This window comes from Massilia sp. LXY-6 (assembly GCF_051233485.1).
In the GTDB taxonomy this organism is placed as follows: domain Bacteria; phylum Pseudomonadota; class Gammaproteobacteria; order Burkholderiales; family Burkholderiaceae_D; genus Telluria.
In genome coordinates this window covers 1-21126 of sequence record NZ_JBKFGF010000077.1, presented here as the reverse complement: position 1 = coordinate 21126, position 21126 = coordinate 1, and the positions used below count along the sequence as shown (strand labels likewise).

General features: G+C 61.7%; 20 protein-coding genes and 2 pseudogenes. 10 read left to right on the top strand and 12 right to left on the bottom strand.

Annotated elements, in window-relative coordinates:
- From ACI48D_RS24880 to ACI48D_RS24850, 7 genes are all read left to right on the top strand, one after another.
- The coding region (locus ACI48D_RS24880; protein WP_435573926.1) for a hypothetical protein at positions 1–347 on the top strand (347 nt) is incomplete at its 5' end.
- Between the two features lie 217 nt (positions 348–564).
- Positions 565–765, top strand: coding sequence for a hypothetical protein (locus ACI48D_RS24875; RefSeq protein ID WP_435573925.1), 201 nt, complete (start codon positions 565–567; stop codon positions 763–765).
- A 79-nt stretch (positions 766–844) separates the two neighbouring features.
- A complete protein-coding gene (locus ACI48D_RS24870; protein ID WP_435573924.1) occupies positions 845–1510 on the top strand; it encodes a metallophosphoesterase in 666 nt (221 codons plus the stop codon).
- Between the two features lie 107 nt (positions 1511–1617).
- Positions 1618–2847, top strand: coding sequence for a hypothetical protein (locus tag ACI48D_RS24865; protein ID WP_435573923.1), 1230 nt, complete (start codon positions 1618–1620; stop codon positions 2845–2847).
- Between the two features lie 42 nt (positions 2848–2889).
- Entirely contained in the window at positions 2890–3336 is a 447-nt protein-coding gene (locus tag ACI48D_RS24860; RefSeq protein ID WP_435573922.1) for a hypothetical protein, read from the top strand.
- A gap of 73 nt (positions 3337–3409) precedes the next feature.
- Entirely contained in the window at positions 3410–4279 is an 870-nt protein-coding gene (locus ACI48D_RS24855) for a hypothetical protein (protein WP_435573921.1), read from the top strand.
- 95 nt (positions 4280–4374) lie between these two features.
- Entirely contained in the window at positions 4375–4920 is a 546-nt protein-coding gene (locus ACI48D_RS24850) for a hypothetical protein (protein WP_435573920.1), read from the top strand.
- A 960-nt stretch (positions 4921–5880) separates the two neighbouring features.
- On the opposite strand, the gene ACI48D_RS24845 is transcribed toward ACI48D_RS24850, so the two are convergent.
- From ACI48D_RS24845 to guaB, 10 genes and pseudogenes are all read right to left on the bottom strand, one after another.
- On the bottom strand, positions 5881–6195 hold the full coding sequence (locus ACI48D_RS24845) for a type II toxin-antitoxin system RelE/ParE family toxin (protein WP_435573919.1): 315 nt from the start codon (positions 6193–6195) through the stop codon (positions 5881–5883).
- A gap of 8 nt (positions 6196–6203) precedes the next feature.
- The gene (locus ACI48D_RS24840; RefSeq protein ID WP_435573918.1) at positions 6204–6470 is read right to left on the bottom strand and encodes a type II toxin-antitoxin system Phd/YefM family antitoxin; all 267 of its coding nucleotides are present in this window, start codon (positions 6468–6470) and stop codon (positions 6204–6206) included.
- Positions 6471–6672: 202 nt separating this feature from the next.
- A complete protein-coding gene (locus ACI48D_RS24835) occupies positions 6673–9045 on the bottom strand; it encodes a TOTE conflict system archaeo-eukaryotic primase domain-containing protein (RefSeq protein WP_435573917.1) in 2373 nt (790 codons plus the stop codon).
- Positions 9038–9589, bottom strand: a complete 552-nt coding sequence (locus tag ACI48D_RS24830) for a hypothetical protein (RefSeq protein ID WP_435573916.1) — start codon at positions 9587–9589, stop codon at positions 9038–9040. The genes ACI48D_RS24835 and ACI48D_RS24830 overlap by 8 nt, the downstream gene beginning before the upstream one ends.
- A gap of 661 nt (positions 9590–10250) precedes the next feature.
- Positions 10251–10454, bottom strand: a complete 204-nt coding sequence (locus tag ACI48D_RS24825) for a hypothetical protein (RefSeq protein ID WP_435573915.1) — start codon at positions 10452–10454, stop codon at positions 10251–10253.
- 201 nt (positions 10455–10655) lie between these two features.
- Entirely contained in the window at positions 10656–12722 is a 2067-nt protein-coding gene (locus ACI48D_RS24820; protein WP_435573914.1) for a 2OG-Fe(II) oxygenase, read from the bottom strand.
- Between the two features lie 200 nt (positions 12723–12922).
- A pseudogene (locus ACI48D_RS24815) lies at positions 12923–13481 on the bottom strand (PIN domain-containing protein); the annotation flags it as partial.
- Between the two features lie 4 nt (positions 13482–13485).
- Positions 13486–13945: pseudogene (locus tag ACI48D_RS24810) on the bottom strand (excisionase family DNA-binding protein).
- 275 nt (positions 13946–14220) lie between these two features.
- Positions 14221–15831, bottom strand: coding sequence for a glutamine-hydrolyzing GMP synthase (guaA, locus tag ACI48D_RS24805; protein WP_435573913.1), 1611 nt, complete (start codon positions 15829–15831; stop codon positions 14221–14223).
- Positions 15832–15891: 60 nt separating this feature from the next.
- Positions 15892–17352 carry an IMP dehydrogenase gene (gene guaB / locus ACI48D_RS24800; protein ID WP_435573912.1) on the bottom strand — a complete coding sequence of 487 codons (1461 nt, stop codon included), beginning with the start codon at positions 17350–17352 and terminating at the stop codon, positions 15892–15894.
- Positions 17353–17543: 191 nt separating this feature from the next.
- Between guaB and ACI48D_RS24795 the strand changes: the two genes are divergently transcribed.
- Positions 17544–18044, top strand: coding sequence for a DUF4124 domain-containing protein (locus tag ACI48D_RS24795; RefSeq protein ID WP_435573911.1), 501 nt, complete (start codon positions 17544–17546; stop codon positions 18042–18044).
- Between the two features lie 11 nt (positions 18045–18055).
- Here the strand turns inward: ACI48D_RS24795 and ACI48D_RS24790 are convergent, their stop codons facing one another.
- Positions 18056–18364, bottom strand: coding sequence for an RnfH family protein (locus ACI48D_RS24790; RefSeq protein ID WP_435573910.1), 309 nt, complete (start codon positions 18362–18364; stop codon positions 18056–18058).
- Complete coding sequence (locus ACI48D_RS24785; protein ID WP_435573909.1) at positions 18354–18788, bottom strand: type II toxin-antitoxin system RatA family toxin; 435 nt, start codon at positions 18786–18788, stop codon at positions 18354–18356. The genes ACI48D_RS24790 and ACI48D_RS24785 overlap by 11 nt, the downstream gene beginning before the upstream one ends.
- 67 nt (positions 18789–18855) lie before the next feature.
- Between ACI48D_RS24785 and smpB the strand changes: the two genes are divergently transcribed.
- The gene (gene smpB, locus ACI48D_RS24780; RefSeq protein WP_435573908.1) at positions 18856–19305 is read left to right on the top strand and encodes an SsrA-binding protein SmpB; all 450 of its coding nucleotides are present in this window, start codon (positions 18856–18858) and stop codon (positions 19303–19305) included.
- A 117-nt stretch (positions 19306–19422) separates the two neighbouring features.
- Positions 19423–21126 (top strand): CheR family methyltransferase (locus ACI48D_RS24775; protein ID WP_435573907.1); only part of this gene is annotated, 1704 nt, incomplete at its 3' end.

Here is a 21126-nt window from a genome sequence, read left to right as displayed (position 1 = left end):
AACCCGCGCATATCAGACTGATCAACCGTCGGCATGCCGCCCGTTCTGCTACCAACCCGCTGCAAAAGCCAAAATCTCTTGTCGCAGTCGTTGACAAGGTCAATACATATCAGCGCAGTCACTTGTACTTGGCTGCCTTCTTGCTGCTGCCATTGATTCCTCCTGACTCCATTTTCCACCTTAACTTGGTGTCTGTGGAATCGGCAGCAGGCCAATTCCCTTCGCGCCAGCGCAGCTCTTCCATCCATCGGTACTGGTCAATGACAGAACTGAACCTGGCGAACGGTCAGGACGCCGGGCTACGGTGGTGCGCCGCGACATCGACCTTGACCTCGATGCCAGCGTAAAGCGCCGCTGGTCCGATTAAGCAACGGCATCGATGTTCATCATCTCGCGTGCGCCTGAAAGTCTGAGTAGCCGCTCAGCAAACGCTTGAATAGAGAAACGGCTCGGATGGCAGTGGCAGGGTTTCCCGTCTGGCGCAGCAATTGCTTCAACGGATGCGACAGTATCTGTCGCTTCCCGACCTAGAATAGTGCATCCCGAATAAATAGGAGAAAGATCATGAGTACCCAGACTCTCACGGACGACCGATACCATACGATCGGCTACATCGATACCGCGGCAGATGGCACGCAGACCGGCAGGAATGCGCACTATCACATCGTTGGATACTACGATCCACGTTCCAACGTTACCACTGACGCCCGCTATCACAAGGTCGGCACAGGCAATCTGCTTGCCGCGCTGATCAGCCGTTGCTAGCGATTCTAAAAAGGCTTCGGAAGCCGGTCGGGCCTAACGCGAACCTGCATGACTTTTCTAACACACAGCTTGGATCTTCGTGAATTCTTCCCTCGTTCGACGCCTCCACGCAAATCGGGTCGGCCGTGACTTCGTGGTCGGCGACATTCACGGTTGTTTCAGCAAATTGTCGGGCGAACTGGACCGCTTGCGATTCGATCGCAGCGTCGATCGCCTCTTCAGCGTCGGCGACCTGGTCGACCGTGGCCCCGAGTCGGCGGCCGTCGTCGACTGGCTGATCCAGCCGTGGTTCCATGCCGTACGCGGCAATCACGAACAGATGGCGCTGGATTACCTCGCCGGTGAACTCGATCCGGACGACTACTGCCATAACGGGGGAGCCTGGTTCATGGCGCTTAGCGGCCCAGAGCAACGACGGATCACTGCCCACTTCAGTGTACTTCCCGTCGCCATGGAGGTTGCTACCCCGACCGGCATCATTGGCATTGTCCATGGCGACTGTCCGTTCGCATCCTGGAGCGAGCTTGTCGCCGAATTGAGCGGTGACGATGCAATTGCGGTTGCAGATATCTGCCTGTCGAGCCGCGAGCGCGTGATCGAAATGGATGAATGCGGTGTCCTGGGCGTGGAACGGGTATTCGTGGGGCACACGCCGGTACCTGGACCGATTTCGCTTGGGAACGTGCATTACATCGACACCGGCGCGGTATTCGGTCGTCCACTCACGGTCAGGCAGATCTACTGATGTGGTACCTTCTCAGTCGGCATGTGGCGGCTCCTCGCTGGTCAACAGCCCGTGTCGGCCCTGTCCGCATTCTCGCAACTTCCCCGAACACCTGACGGAACCACCGCATGCCCAACCTGAACTGGTACAAGTCGCTCGAACAATGCGTGACACTGGACGACATCCGGGCGCAATGGCACAAGCTGCTCGAACAAAACCAGATGATGCCAGCCAATCCAGTACCCGGCTACCATGACGCCATGCTGTCCTTCGTTGGCAGGTGCGCGCTATCTCCGGAGCTGAAGCTGGCCGCGGTGCTCGCACTGGGGTCGGCGTTCGATTTCGACTTCCGGCTCGCGCTGGGCGCGCTCGCGGAGCAGACGATGGAAGACGGCGTGCCCTGGCCCGAATCGGTCAGCGCGTCGGTCTCGGACAACGGCCCCTGCCTGCAGGTGACAACCGGCGACGCCTGGCTTGGCGCCTTCATCGCTGGTCGCTTGGCGGGCCTGCGCGAGACCATGAGCCACGATGGCACAAGACCCGACGACTGGAAGGCCGGGTTCTGGAATGCCTTTCTGAAGATGGCCTGCCGCCATGCCGCGCAGATCGAGGTGCGGCTAGCGCTGCAACATGGCGCGGATCCGGTCGCCGACGATTACGCCGCCGTCCGCGCCGCTGCGCGCGGCATGCATCTCGAGAACAACGCATTTTGCGATTACGGGCTGCCGAACGCGCTTGACGCCGATTACGGGAATACGCTGTTGCAGCTGGTGGAAAGCGGCTTGCCGGCACGTGAGATGCTGGCGATTTCCCTGCGAGCCGCGGCCGAGGTCGACAACACGGCCATGCTCGATTTTCTCCGGGCGCACGGGGCGGATATCCGCGCCGACGGCGACCACGCGCTGGCCGCGGCGGCACGGCACTTGGCGTTCGGCGCCTTCGAGTGGCTGCTCGAACAAGGCGCCGACATCGAAACGCACAATGGCGCGGTACTGGATGCCGCAGTCGCGACGCTGACCGAAGGCATGGTCGAAGAAGTGCTCATGGCCGGCGCGAACCCACGCGTTTGCACCAACCAGGTCATCTGTACAACGTTGGGCCCATCGCCCTACGACCTCTATCCAGAAAAGAGCGATTTCAGCGAAGCGCGCGCCGACATCTTCGCGCTCTTGCTGCGCCATGGCGCGCGTCCGGCCGGGCCCGAGGTCGTTGATGCGCTCAGGCAGGCACGCGACGGGCGACGCGTCATCGAGGCCACCCTCGAACGGGGTGGCCTCTGCGATGATGCGCACAGACTGCTGGATACGCTGGCAGCACAGGCATTTGGGCAGTCGTACGCTGGGCAGCCCCCAGCCTGATCGTTCTGGCCGGTAGGGCTTGCTCTGCCTGCGAGCACTGGCATGAGCAACGTCTTTCCGGACCGCCTACGATTTGCCGACATGCTGTACGCCATCGACAGCGCGCCGCTGGAGCCCTACTTGGCTTCGCTTCCCACGCCGCCGCCGAGGCAGGTGACGCCGTTCTCGCAACGTGGCTATGTCGCGACCTGGACGATTCACCTGAGCATCTTGTATCTGGCCGACATCACATCCCACGCGTACGCCAAGCTGTTTGCCCATGCGGGCGGCCCGATGGCGGCATCCTGGTTCAGCGGCTTCATACACGGCTGGCGTGGCGATGCGCGCCGCACGGGCGAGACCGCCCGCAAATTCTGGGACGATGAAATCGTCATCGAGGTCGCGGCCGGGCGCGTCACGCGGGAATGGGTACTCGATCTCCGGGCCGTCCCTGACCAGACAAGCGAAGAATTGTATCGATCCCTCCCGGCTTTTTTCTTCAAGTTATAAAAGTTTGCCCAATGGAAATGACTCCGCCATAATATTTGTGTTGTTGGAACGAAACTCACTCATCAATTAAGACATGAATCAGAATATGCTGGAAGAAGCGAAGCGCTTCGGGGATGCCCTTGCCGCCTATCTCAAGCCCCATAGGTACGAATTAAAAGACTATGCCTGGCCTATGTCCTCCAAAGCCAGGGAAAAGGCCCGGCAGCTCGGGTTCCCGGTCGGGGACGAGGACGGCGGCGCGCTCGCCACACGCGAACTGCGCAAGGCCATCGCGCAGCGCGTGCGAGATGCCCACGGCCTGTCCGGCGCACAGCGCGAAGCCCGCATGGTGGAATTGTGCGGTTTCGTGATCAGGGTATGGGGAGGCCTTGCCAGCAACCGGGACGAGACCATCGGAGCCTATGCCAAGGTTTTCCTCGACACCTGTCCCCCCGATCTGTCGGCTATCCGGTCGCCCGGCCAGTTGCGTCACCACGCAGGATGCGGTTTTCCCTTCCAGGGTATTTCCAGCTGGTCCAAGTGGCTCAATTTCGTCTGGGGCGACTGGGCACTCATCTATGATGCCCGCATCGCTTTCGCGCTGAATGCGATCCATTTTCGCGAGGGCCTCGACGCGCGCGCATTCCGCGTGCCCGAAGGACGCGACGCACTGCTCAGCAAAATCGATACCCAGTCGCTGGCCGGATTGCGCTACCTTAAACGCCGCGGCGAACAGGTACCTGGGCTGGCCACCGACAACAAGCAGCTGGTCCGCTGGATGGAAGCTGCTCTGGTGCCCGAAGCGGAGACCTACGAATACTATCTGCTCGTCATGCAGCGCGCGCGCGAGGTGCTGGACCAGGACGAACCCTGCTCTCTCGTCGACACCGAAATGCTGCTGTTTTATCTATCGAACCGCCAGGTCGTTCGTGACCTGCTGGTCTCGCTAAGCAGCGCGATCTAGAACGGCTGGCGTATGCCGCCACCCTTGCAAGCGATCGGATGCGAGCCGCGGCAGCGCCACGCGTTCCGGCGACAAACCATCAGGAAACAGGAACCATGAACGCAGAAGACGAAGCAAAGATCATCCAAAGGGCAGAGAACAACGCATTTTCGAAAGCCGAGCTGGTGTCGTATTACGAGAACGCCAAAGCGCGCGGCGCAACGCCACGGGCATTGAAGGCCATCGAAGGCCGCCTGCACAGGGATTATCCCCAGGCCGCCCGTTCGCTGTTCGGCGCCAAGGAGGAACACGCGCTGGAAGTGCTGACCCGCTTGTCGACCGAGCTGAACGCGCATTTCGACTTCGCCGGAAACAAGGTCGAAAACCATATCAAGACCGGGGGCCGCGAGATTTCAGGCACGGCATTCCTGTGCCGTTACGTCTCCTATAAGAACGCTGACAACCAAGGCGCCCAGATCACGCTGGAGCAGTCGTCGTTCGACAGCGAACTGCTGATCACCGTCGACCGCTACCAGACGAATGCGAAGCAACACAACTACCGCGACGGTGTGCCATTCACCATGGGCCAGTTCGACGATGCCGCCCGTTTATACCGGCAATATCTCGAAGAACTAGGCATCCCGCGGCGCCAGACAGTCTGACCGTAGCTATACAGCACCAAATGTTTCCTTGGAAGTGGCGGTAGGACAAGTCATACATTAGGCTATGCGCATGATCTCCGCTTTTCAGATTTCGCTCGCCCTGCAGGTCCCATGTTTGAGTGCGGGCACGCAACATGGCACTTGATGCGAACGATGGTACCGCTCTGAAGTCGCGCCATGTCCGATACCATCAAGAGTCCGTGCTGGACACTGCCACCCGTTGCCAGACTCTGCCGCTGCACAAAAGAAAAAAGCCCCTGAAATCAGGGGCTTCCGTTAATGCAAATGCCTGAGCTTGCCAAGCACTGCCGAGCTGGAAATCACTCCCACTCGATCATTAATGGCTGAGCTAATCCTTTGAATTTCGGCGGATGTTACAGGCGCTGGCTCGGCCATACCATGGTCGATACCATGCCGGGGACTGCAAAAATCTAGCGACATTCAGTCCATGCACTGATTCAGCGAGGAATCAGTCAAGCATTTCGGTCGAGGCCGTCGTGCCTCAACGATTGACAACGCGTGCCGGGATCGGATGAAGGGTCAGACGAGTATGGCTGCCAGCGTCAACATGCCGGGCACCAGGTACAAGCCGGAGGATAATGTTCAAGTCTGCACCTTCATTCAGCCGATGCATCGTCAGGCCGAGCACCGGCAGGATCGGATAGTCACTCATCATCGGGCACAACAGCAACCCGCAGGTGCCAACAGCGCCGGCAGTGTTGGCGCCGACATAAAAATGATCCTGGTGCCGACATTGCGCTGCTGTCCCACCCGCGTTCCTCTCGAGCCCTGATCGGTACTGCATCCGTGCTAGCTCAGGTTGGGTCTGTCAAACCTCGCCCGCTGGGTCAATTTCTTGTCCGCGTCAACACTCTGCTCGCCCCGGATAGGAAAGCGGCCGGCGCTAATCCGTTGGGCCAGCTGAACCAGGTCGGAAGCTAACGAAAAATTTGTCTCTCTTCAAACGTTGAAGAGCCGATGCATTAAGTGCGTTCGGAAGTCTCGCTTAGTGTGAATAAACATGTGAACCAAAACTTCCTTGTCGTTGTATTCATAGACAATTCTGGACTGTCTTACGAGACGCAGCCTATAATTCTCTAGTCCCAGTTCCTTCAGTTCTTCGACCTCTTTGCCAGCTTCCGGATTCAAACCAATGCTGGTGATCGTGGTCTTGAATTCCTCGTTGACGTCGTTCCAAACCGCGTCACCGAACTGAGACTTTACATATTTCTTGATTTCCCGGAAGTCTGGCTTGGCGACATTCAGAATGATCACTCTCCGGCTCATTCTTCATTATCCATTTCCCCAAAGAAAGTCTGCACATCGGTGTAATTGCCTGCACGGTACTCTTTCCGGCCAAGAGCAATCAGACGAAGAAGTGCAAGCTGTTCCTGTTGCCTTTCATATTGGTTGATTTCAACCACCGCCATTTTCGCTTCACCGTTCTGAGTGATGATGAGCGGTTCTGGGTTGACCGCGAAATCCTTGACAATATCGGCCGCATTGCTCTTGAGATACGAAATTGGCTTGATTTGAGTAGCGAGGGTCATTGCGTCGGCTCCATGCGTCCATATAGTTTATGGCCAAATTTAGTCCATATTTAGCCGACAGTCAACAAATTTTGTCTGCCAAGAGAGTTAATTCCACCGCACTTGCGCTACGCAGGCCAGAAAAGCAGCACAGTCCAGTCTCAGGGAAATCCGTTTCGCACCAGCGGAATTGCTGCTTCGGTTCAGCAACGCGGCAGCACCCTCAGCCATCCAGGTCATCGGCCGGTTCCGTCGAGCCCAGCCGGTATCCCATCGCCCGATAGCCCCGCTGACGTTTTTCCCACATCCGTAAAAGCGCCGGGTGGCCGGTATCCACGAAGTCGACGATCCGAATGTCGGTTTTGCTTGCGTGCACCCGGTGCAGACGTCCAGCATACTGCTGCAGCGTGCCCTTCCAAGAAATCGGCATGGCCAGCACCAGCGTATCGAGCGGTGGATGATCGAAGCCTTCACCGACGAGTTTGCCGGTGGCCAGCAAGATGCGGGGAGCGTCTGGCGGCAACGTGTCCAGTTCAGCAATCAGCGCTGCGCGCTGCTTTTTCGACATCCGGCCGTGCAGCGTGAACAGTGCCGGCATTTGACCGTCCAGGGCGGCCCTGATTGCCTCGAGGTGCTCGGTACGCTCGGTCAGCACGAGCACCTTGCGCCCCTGTTCATACGCATCCTTGACTTCGGCAGCGATGGCCTCGGTGCGAGTCGGATCGTTGGCGAGATGCCGAAACACGTCCTGAATGCCGGCATCGGCCGGCAACTCGATGCGGGCAAAGCGTGATCGAGGCAGCACCTTCAAATCGTGCGGCGCGCCAGCCGGCGTGGCCGCCATGTATCGGATCGGCCCGCACTGCATGAAGATGATAGGCTGCTGACCATCGCGGCGGATTGGTGTCGCGGTCAGGCCAAGAACATACTTTGCTTTGGTCCGCTTCAGGATCGCGTCGAAGGAAACAGCACCGACGTGGTGGCACTCGTCCACGATCACCTGCCCGTAGTTCTCGACCAGCGGATTCACCTCGCCCTGCCGCGATACCGACTGCATCACCGCGATATCGATCTTCCCGGTGGGCTTGGCCTTGCCACCACCGATGGTGCCAACCACACCTCTGGCGACACCGAGAAAGCACTGCAGGCGTTCCTGCCATTGCTTGAGCAACTCGGTTCGATGCACCAGCACCAGTGTGTTCACCCCTCGACGGGCGATCATCGCGGCCGCGGTCACCGTCTTGCCAAAGGCCGTCGGGGCGCACAGCACCCCGGTGTCATGATGCAGCATCCGCGACACTGCAGCCTCCTGATCCAGGCGCAAGGTGCCGGCGAAGGCGACCTCAATTGGCTCGCCGCCGAAACGTTCGTCGCGCAGATCACAGGCGATGCCATTGTCCCGCAGCAGGTCAAGCGCTGCATCGAGGCAACCTCGGGGCAAGGCAATGTGCTGCGGGTAGTTCTCCGCGTTCCCGATCACGCGCGGCTTGTCCCACACCGACAAGCGCATGGCCTGTGCCTTGTAAAACTCGGGATTCTGGAATGCAGCCAGACGGATCAACCGGTTGGCCAGTACCTGCGGCAGTTGGGACTTCTCGAAATAGATGAGGTTCGCCAGGGTTACGCTCAGCAACTGGGGCATCGGCTCGGCCAGCTTCTTGATCGACGTACTCTCTTGTTTCCATGGCGTGGCAAGGTCTTCATCGTCAATGAACGTCACGTCCAGCGGATGCACGCCGTCCGTGGCGCGCAGGATGGTCGGCTCGATGTCGTGTCCAGCCATCGGCTGGATGGACGCCAGGAATGTCCATTGATCCGGGTACGAGCGCAGTTCGGCATCGACGAATACGCTGCAGCCGCTTTCGCGCGGCCCCTTCTGCAGCGGCAGCGCGATCAGATTGCCGAAGCCGCCTTTGGGCATCGTGTCCTGGTTCGGGAACAGCCGGTCATAGGATGCAAGCCGCAGTTGCCGGGTGCGCGAGCAGGTATGGCTGATGATGGCCGTGCCCAGGCGCCGGGCATCACTGGCTGGAACGCGGCTGGCGAAAAATACCCATGCGTGTGCGCCCTTGCCTGATCTCGAAATCTCCAGCGCGGCCGGAACACCCAACTCTTCGCATGACTGCATGAAGGCGCGGGCATCGTCGCGCCAATCGGCCTCGTCAAAGTCGACCGCCAGAAAATAGCAGGAGTCGTCCTCCAGCAGCGGGTATACCCCGACCGTGTGCTCGCCGGCCAGATGGTCATAGATGACGGCGTCGGACAGCGGGATCAACAGCCGTTTGCTGCAATCGCCGCATTTGATACGCGGCTTTTCGCAAACCCCGGCGCGCCACTCGTTGGCGCAGGCCGGGGCGTAGCCCGACTTGCCCGAGGTTTTGCTTTCCCAACGGACAGGAAAGACGTCCGTGCGCCCGCGAAACAGACGCCTGAATAACGTCACCTTGTCCGTGGTGGAAAGCCGCGAGGACTCCGGCGGCCGCGCTGCACGTATGGCCGGCAGTGGCGGCCGCCATTCGATGTCGTGGGCTTCGAGCAGCGCGATCAACCGGGCATTTTCGGCCTGAAGAGCGGCTATGGCAGACTGGTCAGCCATCGACTCCGTGCTCAGACAGCAATTCATCGATCTCGTCGCCGACGCCGTAACCGAAGTTGTAGCTGATGCGTCGAACCTCTTCCAGGCGCGTCACAAAGGCTAGTCGCGGCCCGTCGGGCAAGTCGACAATGGTTTTCAGCGCCTGCTGGTACATCCGTACCAGCGCATTGAAATAAGCTTCGTCCTCCAGACCAATATCATTGATGAATCCGGCCGCTCTCTCGCAGTAGAAAACCATCAGTTCAGCCAGCCCATCGGCTTGACCCGATGCCCTCCGGTAGTCGGCGATCGCGTTCTTGGCCTTGGCGACCGACGTGTCCTGGTTCCTGGACACGTCCGGCCACAGCCAACGGTCAATGGTAGCCTTGTACGATTTCAACACGTCGCCGCCTGGCGCAAAGCGGGTGTGCAGGAATGTCCGGTTGTCCTTGCTGGCCAGATACAGCTCATGCACCAGCGCGATCAAGCTGCCGCGGTCATCTTCAGCCAGCTTCGCTTTGACGTCGCGCCACGTCGGGGAGGACTTCTTCTTTTCGGTACTCATCACTCAGGCAATGCGGGTTTATTGTTGTTCATCAGCCAAGCGAAACATGTACCACGCTCGGCGCGTCGGGAGCACATCTCGGCGGGCCGGGTGGCGAATGGCCCGGATAAACTACTGAATTCGTTCGAAAAATATGCCGAGCGAGCTCAGCAATACCATGAGCGATGCCATGGCAATGAAAGTACAGCGCTCTTGCGAGGGGCACCTGGTCGAAACGGCACAATAGTCTTGATCGACGTGGCACGGCGATCCACGAGCTTGCCTGCCTAAGCACATTTTCCCACTTGAGCCGTCCAGATGCAAACCTAGTGCGGCCAGCCGTCCCTGGCGTCGTCAGAACCTCCCGGCCGAGCAGCGCACGATCCCGGTGCCGGGCACTAAAGAGTACGGCCGGCACCCTTCCGATCGAGTACGACGTACGTAACGATCAGCCCGAGGGCCCCAGATGGTCTTGCTTGTTACCTCCTCACCAGAGCTCATTGAAGCCATGCTTCGACCACGATATTCGTACTCGGCCCGGGCAGTCACGCGCGCGATTCTGGAAGCCCAGGGTGTTTGGCACTGCGCATTCCAGGAAGACTCGGCTGGATCGCTACATATCTAGCTTTCACGGGACGCAGGTGATAGGCTTTACCGAAGTTGCCCCGATGTCCACGATGCATCAGAGGCCGATATGAAAACGGGTGCCCGCCGAGTTCAATGTCGCGGATCCGGCCAGGCTCTCCTGCGCGGATTGCGACAACCAGGGTTTCGGATGGGTAGCGCGAAGACGCGACAGCAAAGCGGCCAGATATTCGAACCGGCCGGTCGCATGACTCGAACCGCGCCTTGCCCGCGCGTCATCCAGGTTTTCGGGATCACTCACTGGACGATCCTTTCACTGCTGCGAGTCGTTCGACGAGCACCAGGTCGGCGGTGCGTTGCCGGCATCGGGCCTCATAACTGGCCTGGTTTTTGGTACACGCCAGGCCATACGGTCTGCCCTGCCGTATCGTCACACAATCGACGTCGCAGCGCGCCCTTCGTATCGTGTCTTCCACGTGGCGGCGGTGCGATTCGGCCGCCCTCAATGTCCAGCTCTCACGGGCCGGGTCGTAAGAAACTGCGCGAGCTGCGCGCAATACTCACATGAGCACGGCAGTTTGCTGGCGCGCCGCCAGTCGCACGGTGCCGTCAAGGGCTGTGCGATACGTTCTTCGATGCGCTGGCGCACCTGGCTACGCAAGCGCTCCGACGGGCCGAAAAGCCGCAGTCCCGGATCGCTTGCCACCGCCTGCGCCGCACCCACCAGCACGCCATCCAGCGGACAGGTCGCCATCCAATGTTCGACGACCGCCTCGCCATCTTCCGCAAGACCGGCATCGCGCAATGCGGACAGTGCCGCCACGACTGCGGCCGTATCAATGGCGGCGGGCAGGCGAAGCTGTTCGGCCTGGCGCGGGCTGGAATAACGCCCAAGCAGCGCGTCGACCAAGCGGCATGTGGCCGGCGCCAACCACGCATGCGCATCGTCGCCGGCCTGCGAGCAGTAGCTCACCAGCTCGGCGCACGGCCCGGGCACGAAACTCACGTTGGCGGCAACGATCGCCTCGATCAGAGCGCCTGCTCTTTGCGGCGGCAGCAACAGCGCCGCATCCGCTAAGGCACGGGCCTCGGCGCCACGGAAGCGGCCGGACGCTGCCATCTGCACCAGATAGGTATCGATCAGCGTCGTATGGCGCAAGCGAACCAGGCTGATCAACAGGCGCGCCGCCAGCAGCCCGTCGCGGCCACAAGAGGCTTCCGGGCCGCCCACCATGACGTCGGCGAGTTCGCAAGCATCGCGCCACGCCCTGTTGCCCTGCTGCGCCCCGTGCTGCCGCCAATCCTCGACCAGGTGTTCCAGGTAGGGCAAGCTGGCGGCCAGTGGAGCGGCGCCGATGACGGCCGCGCGCCGGCCACGCGGCCACAACACCAGCGCGGCGCGACGGTACGCGCGGTCGAAGGACGCGCCTTCATTACCGGTCGCCTCGTGGAAGTGCGATTCGTCGGGCTCGGCATTGTCGAAGGCGCCGGCAGGACAAAGTTCATCGTCCAGCAACGGTAGCGCGCCCAGGGGCGGCACGCTGCCGTCTACGGCACGCCAATTCGCCAGGGTGGCGTCATGGTCGAACACCTCGACGATGTCGAAATCGCCATCGTGGTTGTGTTGGTCGTCGTAGTAATACCCTCCCTCCTCCGCGCTGCCGCTTTCCGTGATTTCCAGCAGCGCCAGATGCAATTCGCAACCCGTCTTTGCCGCCGCCGCGGTAAGCACCTGCGCCACCGCCGCGTCGACGTTCTTCAGGGTGTCGAAACCCAGCTCCGCCATGGAGTAGGCATGTTCGAGCGGATAGACCAGCTTGTCCGGCGCAATCCCGGCATCCTGTGCCGCTATCCAGTCCTGCAACAATTCGGCGACCGCACCCACCTCCTCGCCATGCTCCGGCGCCGACAATGGGCCTCTGGCGCCGTTGCGGATCAGGTTATATACCAGCGTCAACCGTGCGCCCGACGTGACCGGCAACACCTCGTGCACGCAATCGGCGTAAAAGGCGGCGAAGGCGGCATCCCCCGGATCCGAGTCCCCCAGATCGAGACGCACTTCGCGCCCCTTGTGACGCACCAGCAATTCACCGCCGGTGTACAGCGAAGGCAGAATCAGCACCAAGGTAGCGAACATGCCCGCCGCCTTCTCGGTATCGCGATGTTCGACAAAGAAGCTGCCAGTGTCATAGATCAGCAATTTGTACAATTCGGCCCGTACCGGCTCCTGGACGCCGAGCCCGTCGGAGGCGCGGGCCACGATCGTGTCGAGTGAGCGTTGCCAGTTGCGCCCCCCGAATGACAGCGCGCCCGCATCGATTTGCCAGGTGCGGCGCACCGCCGTATCGATCATGGTTTGTTCGTCGCGCCCGAATGGCGCCAATTCCGCCTTCGCCAGCAAGGGCGCCAGCTGGCTGTGCTGGAATGGCAGCGACACCATGCCCAGCCCCGCCACCGACAGGTTGGGCGCGGCGATCTCGGCGGTGCCACTCGTAAAGTAATCGCCGTGCCGGCGGATCGTGCGCAACACGGCCGCCAGTGCAGCGCTCGAAAACGTTGCTGAACTCATTATTTATCCTCCAGTGCAGCGACCTGCGCTGCGACATCCGATATATCAAGCCCCTGTATCAAGCCCCTGTAGACGCTTGCCCGCATTCCCACTACCGCACGGCAGCCATCCTTAACCGCTCAATGCGACTGGTCGCACCGGCGACGGTGGCCACGCCACGAAGCCATCTGTGCGTGCAACAACGCAGTTGCGGCCGCCCGGATGGCTACAGTCCATTGACGCATGACCGCCACCGATTGCGTCACCCCTGCGCCAGTAAAGGTATCGAGATATTCGTCCGCCGTCTTGGGCGGATTTTGAAGGAACGCCGACGACCGGCCGCAGCTTCCAATCCGCCAGAAGGATGCAGATCCAGCAGGCCGACAATGAAATCGTCCGGATGCTGGGCCGCAAGGTTGTATGGTTTCAGTGCTGCTGACGGGAAGTCCTTGAGATTGAAAGTCACGATCAGGCTGGCGCCGGAATGGATGGCAGCCGCTGCGACATGGCGGTCGTCAGGGTTTGGAAGATCGATCGATGGAATCATATCCTCAAATCCAGTGACCAGACTGTCCCGAACATGACCATTCATTGATTGGCGCGTCCGGTTCAGCTAGTCTTGGGTCAAATCGGGGCGACCGGCCAGGTCGTTACGCGTCCATTCGTCGTGGATCATGTCGCTCTAGCGCGGCCGTAGAGGGCGAGATGCATCAGCAAGTCGCGCAGCGGTGCTGGATAAAGCACATAGGCGTCATAGACAACGGTGAAGTGCGAACTCATCCAATCAATACCCCATCCCAAGTGCCTGAGCCTGTGCCGCCAACGCATCCAACGCTTCACGCCGCGCGGCATCGATGTGCTTCTTATAGGCGATCACGTCCTGATAGCGGACACGGCGATTTGTGCCGATCTTGTGGAACGAAATATCACTTCTCCACCAGTTGGACCAGAAACGGACGACAGACGTTGAGGGCGTCAGCGGCCTCCTGGGTCGTCAGTTCGGCATGGATGGGGACGATGGACACGGCGTTGCCTTGGCCGATCTCGGTCAGGACTTCCAGAAGCAGGCGCAGCGCCGACGTCGGGATACGCACGGCGCGCACTGCACCCTTATCGTCATGAAAGTCGATCCGTTGGGTGTCCGCACGGGTCTGGAGCACGGTTGAGAGCGCGCGGCCCGACTCGCGGGCGAGCGCGATGTCCTCTTCCGATGGGAGCGTTTTGGGCATAACAGGTGCGTTCATGGAAGTCTTCTCGTGCAGTCGAAAGCCCGCCCGTCCTTCTAAACGAAATAAACGAAAACGCAATAATCGAAACGGCCTTTCCTTACTGGCATGGCTCAAGTGCTTCGGATAACATTGGTACCGCTCTGGTTTTTGCCTTGCCTGGCCATCACAGCGCCTTCGTTACATCGCCGATGATATTCCTGTAACACAACAAAAGGCCGTTGATCATTCGGTTCGAACCATCAACGGCTTGCCTGATTTTCTTTTAAAATCAGTTACTTATACTTTACCCGTCACTCCCACTCAATCGTCGCCGGCGGCTTCCCCGAAATATCATAAACGACGCGATTCAACCCGCGCACTTCGTTGATGATCCGGTTCGACACCCGGCCCAGCAGGTCGTGCGGCAGATGCGCCCACTGCGCGGTCATGAAGTCCAGGGTCTGCACCGCGCGCAGCGCCACCACGTATTCATAGGTGCGGCCATCGCCCATCACGCCCACTGACTTTACCGGCAGGAAGACAGCAAATGCCTGCGAAGTCGCCTCGTACCAGTTCACCGGCGCCTTGCCGGCATCGATGCCTGGCACCATCGGCGCCACGAACGGGGTATTGCGCAGCTCTTCGATGAAGATCGCATCCGCCTCGCGCAGCAAGTCCGCATACTCGCGCTTTACTTCGCCGAGGATGCGCACGCCCAGGCCCGGGCCCGGGAACGGGTGGCGGTAGACCATGTCGTGCGGCAGGCCCAGGGCCACGCCCAGCTTGCGTACCTCGTCCTTGAACAGTTCGCGCAGCGGCTCCAGCAGCTTCAGGTTCAGGGTCTCCGGCAGGCCGCCCACGTTGTGGTGGCTCTTGATGGTCTGGCCCTTCTTGCCCTTCCCTGCCGATTCGATCACGTCCGGATAGATCGTGCCCTGCGCCAGCCACTTCGCGCTGGTCAGCTTCTGCGACTCGGCCTGGAACACTTCGACGAACTCGCGGCCGATGATCTTGCGTTTCTGCTCCGGATCGGTCACGCCGGCCAGGTGCCCCATGAACTGGCTTGATGCATCGATGCGCAAGACCTTCACGCCGAGGTTTTTGGCGAACATGTCCATCACCATCTTGCCCTCGTCCTTGCGCAGCAGGCCGTGGTCGACGAAGACGCAGGTCAGCTGGTCACCGATGGCGCGGTGGATCAGGGCCGCGGCCACGCTGGAGTCAACGCCGCCGGACAGGCCGAGGATGACTTCGTCCGTGCCGACCTGGGCGCGGATCTTCTCGACCGCTTCGCCAATGTAGTCCGGCATGTTCCAGTCGCTCTTGCAGCCGCAGATCTCGTGCACGAAGCGGCCGATGATGGCCTCGCCCTGGGTGGTGTGGGTGACTTCCGGGTGGAACTGCAGCGCGTAGAAGCGGCGCTCCTCGTCGGCCATCGCGGCGACCGGGCAGCTGTCCGTCGAACCCATCAGCTTGAAGCCTTCCGGCATCTCCAGGACCTTGTCGCCGTGGCTCATCCAGACCTTCAGCATGCCGTGGCCTTCATCGGTGACGAAGTCGTTGATGCCGTTCAGGAGCCTGGTGTGGCCGCGGGCGCGCACCTCGGCGTAGCCGAATTCGCGGACCTTGCCGTTTTCGACCTTGCCGCCCAGCTGGGCCGCCATGGTCTGCATGCCGTAGCAGATGCCGAGCACCGGCACGCCCAGTTCGAACACGGCCTGCGGCGCGCGCGGCGAGTCGCCTTCGAGGGTCGAGTTGTGGCTGCCGGACAGGATCACGCCGGACGCGCCGTAGTTGCGGACGAAGTCGTCGCCGATGTCATACGGATAGACTTCGGAGAACACGCCGGCGTCGCGCACGCGGCGCGCGATCAGCTGGGTAACCTGGGAGCCGAAGTCGAGGATGAGGATTTTCGAGTGCATGTAATAGTTTTCAGATGGCGAATACGAAAACGCGGCCCGGAAGCCGCGTCTTGGGGAACTTTACTCGGCGCGGTAGTTCGGCGCTTCCTTGGTGATCTGCACATCGTGCACGTGCGATTCACGCATGCCGGCCGAGGTGATCTCGACGAACTCGGCCTTCGAGCGCAGCTCTTCGATGGTGGCGCAGCCGCAGTAGCCCATCGACTGGCGCACGCCGCCGACCAACTGGTAGATGATGGCCAGCACGCTGCCCTTGTAGGCGACCCGGCCTTCGATGCCTTCCGGGACGAACTTGTCGGCCTTGGCGGACGCCTCCTGGAAGTAGCGGTCGGCCGAGCCTTCGGCCATCGCACCCAGCGAACCCATGCCTCGGTAGCCCTTGTAGCTGCGGCCCTGGTACAGGATCACTTCGCCCGGCGCTTCTTCGGTGCCGGCGAACATCGAGCCCATCATGACGGTGTGGGCGCCGGCGGCCAGCGCCTTCGAGATGTCGCCCGAGTAGCGGATGCCGCCGTCGGCGATGCAGGGCACGCCCGTGCCGGCCAAAGCTTCCGACACGTTCGAGATCGCGGTGATCTGCGGCACGCCGACACCGGCGACGATGCGGGTGGTGCAGATCGAGCCGGGGCCGATGCCGACCTTCACCGCGTCGGCGCCGGCTTCGACCAGCGCACGCGCGGCGGCTGCCGTCGCGATGTTGCCGCCGATGACGTCGACTTGCGGGTAGGTGTCCTTGATCCATTTCACGCGGTCGAGGATGCCCTGCGAGTGGCCGTGGGCGGTGTCGACCACCAGCACGTCCACGCCGGCCTTCACCAGCAGTTCCACGCGTTCCTTGTCCTTGTCGCCCACGCCCACTGCCGCGCCCACGATCAGCTTGCCCTGCGCGTCCTTGGAGGCGTTCGGGTGCTCGTGCGACTTCAGGATGTCCTTCACGGTAATCAAACCGCGCAGTTCGAAGTCGTCGTTGACGACCAGCACGCGCTCCAGGCGGTGCTTGTTCATCAGGCGCTTGGCTTCGTCGAGGTCTGCATCATCCTTCACGTAGACGAGCTTTTCGCGCGGGGTCATCTTGGTGCGCACTTCCGCTTCCAGGTCTTCCTCGAAGCGCAGGTCACGGTTGGTGATGATGCCGACCACCTGCTTGCCTTCCACCACCGGGAAGCCGCTGAAGCCGTGCTGGTGCTGGAGAGCGATCACGTCGCGGATCTTCATCGTCGGCGGGACCGTGATCGGGTCGCGCAGCACGCCGGCCTCGAAGCGCTTGACGCGCGCCACTTCGCGAGCCTGGTCGGCGGGACGCAGGTTCTTGTGGATGATGCCGATGCCACCCTCCTGCGCCATCGCGATCGCGAGGCGGGCTTCGGTCACGGTGTCCATCGCGGCAGACAGCAGCGGAATGTTCAGCGAGATATTCCGGGTCAGCTTGGTGCGCAGGGACGTGTTGGCCGGGAGGATGTTGGAGTAGGCCGGGACGAGCAGCACATCATCGAACGTGAGTGCTTTCTGAAGAAGACGCATAGTGTATTTCCTATAGGCGCAAAAGCGAATTATACAGAAAGTCCCGCCAAACTTCTTCAGGCGGCCAAAAAAAGCCCGATTCAGGGCGATATGGCCCCGAAACCCATCCATTTGGAGAAAAACGACGGCGATTGACACCGCGCAGGAATCATGGCGAAATCCGTCACGTGATAACGCAAGGAAAGTTTCGAATGAGCTCCCCGATCCGATGGCTGCGCCCGCTATGCGCCTGCGCCCTGGCCCTGACTTCCCTGCTTGCACATGCCCAGTACAGCTGGATCGACGGGCATGGCACGCGGGTCTTCTCGGACCGCCCGCCACCGCCGGGCACGCCGCCCGGCCGCATCCTGAAGGCGCCGCGCGGACTGGAGCCGGCGGCGGAACCGGCCGCCGCATCCGCCGCGCCGGCAACTCCGGCAACTCCGGCAACTCCGGCGCCGGACTGGCGCGTCCGCGAAACCGCATTCCGCGAGCGCGCCATCAAGCGCGACCAGGAAGAGCGCGAGGCGCAGGCCAAGGGCCGGCAGGAGCACGAGGCGGAATGCGCCTGGGCGCGCGGCGCGCAAGGGCAATTGACGATCGCGCGCCGGGTCGAGTGGAAGAACAGGAAGGGCGAGCCCGAGCTGATGTCGGACGCCGACCGCGCCCGCGAACTGGACAAGGTCCAGCGCATCCTGCCGGGCTGCGGCTGACGATCAGGCGTTCAAGCGCCCTGCTTCTTGGCCGCGCGCTTGCGCCGCGAATCCTTCGGGTCGGCCACCAGCGGCCGGTAGAGCTCCACGCGGTCACGCTCGCGCAGCACGGTCTCCAGCGTCTTCTTCTTGCCGTAGATGCCGACCGGCTGGGTCACCAGGTTGATCTCCGGGAAGCGCGACAGCACGCCGCTGCCCTCGATCGCCTGGCCGATGGTGGTGCCGGGCGCGACGCGCATCGGATGGATGAACTCCTCCCGCGGCGTGGCGTACACGACGTAGACTTGCAGCGCTTCAGCGCTGGATGCCTCAGATGCCATACACCTGCTCGGCGCGCTTGCAGAAGGAATCGACCATGGTGTTGGCGATCATGCCGAACACCGGCCCGACGATCTGCTCCAGGATCACGCTGGAGAACTCGTACTGCATGTCGAAGTCGATCTTGCAGGCGTCGGCGCGCAGCGACTTGAAGGACCAGACCGCTTCCAGTATCTTGAAAGGCCCGTCGACCAGGTGCATCTTCATCTGGGTCGGGCGCTGGTTGTGGTTGGCGGTGGTGAAGCTCTGCTTCACGCCGTGGAAGTTGATCTGCAGGGAAGCCGTCAGGTTGTCATCGGTCCGCTCGAGCAGCTTCACGCCGCTGCACCAGGGAAGAAATTTTGGATAATCCTCGACCTTTGCGACGAGGTCGAACATTTGCTCGGAGCTATAGCCCAAGAAAACTGATTTGTGCACTACTGCCATTTGTCAGCCGTTTGTTATGATGTTGGATTAACAGTAGTTTAACCGACGCGCGCATTTTAGCTATTTCATGAGTATTATTGATAATAAGAAAGCATTTTTCGACTACTTCATCGAAGACCGCTACGAGGCCGGCCTGGTGCTGCAAGGCTGGGAAATCAAGGCGATCCGCGAGGGCCGCGTCCAGATCAAGGAAGCCTACGTCGTCGTGCGTAACGGCGAACTGTTCCTGTTCGGCGCCCACATCAGCGCCCTCACCGCCGCCTCCGCCTGGAGCCACCCGGAAGCCCTGCGCACCCGCAAGCTGCTGCTGCACAAGGCCGAGATCGACAAGCTGGTCGGCAAGGTCGAGCGCTCCGGCTACACCCTGGTGCCGCTCAACCTCCACTTCAAGGGCGGCCGCGTGAAATGCGAGATCGGCTTGGCCAAAGGCAAGAAGCAGCACGACAAGCGCGACACCGAGCGCGACCGCGATGCCAAGCGCGAAATCGAAAAGGCGATGAAGAACAACCGCCGCTGAGCCAGCACATCGGTATTCCAGCACCTCCACCGGAAGATATGGAATTCGTATCGTTTTCTGGCGAACAGGCGTGTGAATCCGCTACACTGGCCGTTCCACCATCCGAAGCGCATATGTATGTTCGATACCGCCACCCCGCCCAGCACGCCCCCCACCGAGCCTGATATCGTACCGAGCACGATCCAGTTTCCGGTGGTGGGGATCGGTGCGTCGGCAGGGGGGCTGCCGGCGCTGCTGCGCTTCTTCGAGAACATGCCACGCCACACCGGGATGGCCTTCGTGGTCATCCTGCACCTGTCGCCCAAGCACAAGAGCTCGGCCGACCATGTGCTGCAGCGCGCCACCCAGATGCCGGTGGTGCAGGTCGTCAAGGCGGTGGAAATCGAGCCCGACCATGTGTACGTGATCCCGCCCAACCAGCACCTGACGATGGTCGACGGCTTCCTCAGCCTGAGCGCGCTGGAGCGTCCGCGCGGCAACCACATCGCCATCGACCTGTTTTTCCGCACCCTGGCCGAGGTGCACCGCGAGCGCGCGGTGGCGATCGTGATGTCGGGCACCGGCTCGGACGGCGCCGTCGGCCTCACCCGCATCAAGGAACAGGGCGGCGTCACGCTGGCACAGTCGCCCGCCGACGCCGAACACGAGGGCATGCCGGAAGCGGCGATCGGCACCGGCATCGTCGACTTCGTGCTGCCGGTGGTCGACATGCCGCAGAAACTGATCGAGCTGTGGGAAAACGCCCGCATCATCGAGCTGCCGCCGACCGGCGACGGCGAGGGTCCGATCGCCCACCTGCCGCGCCACGACAGCGTCGAGCTGGCCGAGGAGGCGCTGCAGCGCGTGGTGTTCCTCCTGCTGAACCGCACCGGCCACGACTTCAAGCAGTACAAGCGCGCCACCGTGCTGCGCCGCATCGAGCGGCGCATGCAGGTGCGGGGCGTGCACACGCTGCCGGAATACTGCACCCTGCTCGAAGCCGACCCGCGCGAATGCGGGGCGCTGCTGGACGACATGCTGATCGGCGTGACCAACTTCTTCCGCGACCGCGAGGCCTTCGAGGCCGTCGAGCGCGAGATCATTCCCGAACTGTTCAAGGACAAGACACCGACCGACGAGGTCAGGGTCTGGGTCGCCGCCTGCTCGACCGGCGAGGAAGCGTATTCACTGGCGATGCTGCTGGCCGACCACGCCGCCGACATGGCGCACCCGCCGCCGTTCCAGGTGTTCGCGTCCGACATCGACACCGACGCGATCGCGCAGGCGCGAAGCGGGACCTACCCGGCCGCGATCGTCACCGATATCGCGCCGGCACGCCTGCGGCGCCACTTCACCAAGGAAGACGACCGCTACCACATCCGCAAATCGGTGCGCGACCGCATCCTGTTCGCCGCCCATAACGTGCTGCGCGACCCGCCGTTCTCGCGGCTCGACATGGTCTCCTGCCGCAACCTGCTGATCTACCTGAACCGCGAAGTCCAGGCCCGGGTCCTCGAGATGTTCCACTTCGCGCTCAAGCCGGGCGGCTATCTCTTCCTGGGCGGCTCGGAATCGGCGGAATCGGTGGCGGATTTCTTTGTCCCGGTCGACAAGAAGCACCGCATCTACCGCGCCCGCCCGACCTCGCGCGCGATGGCTTCCGGCGCCCAGCTGCCGAGCCACGTGAGCCGGCTGCCGGAATCGATCCAGCGTCCGCCGCCGCGGCGCCAGTTCTCGTACGCGGAGGTGCACCAGCGTGCGCTGGCGCTGGCCTCGCCGCCCTCGGTGGTGCCGGACCGGGAATCCAACATCGTCCACATGTCGCGCCAGGCCGGCCAGTTC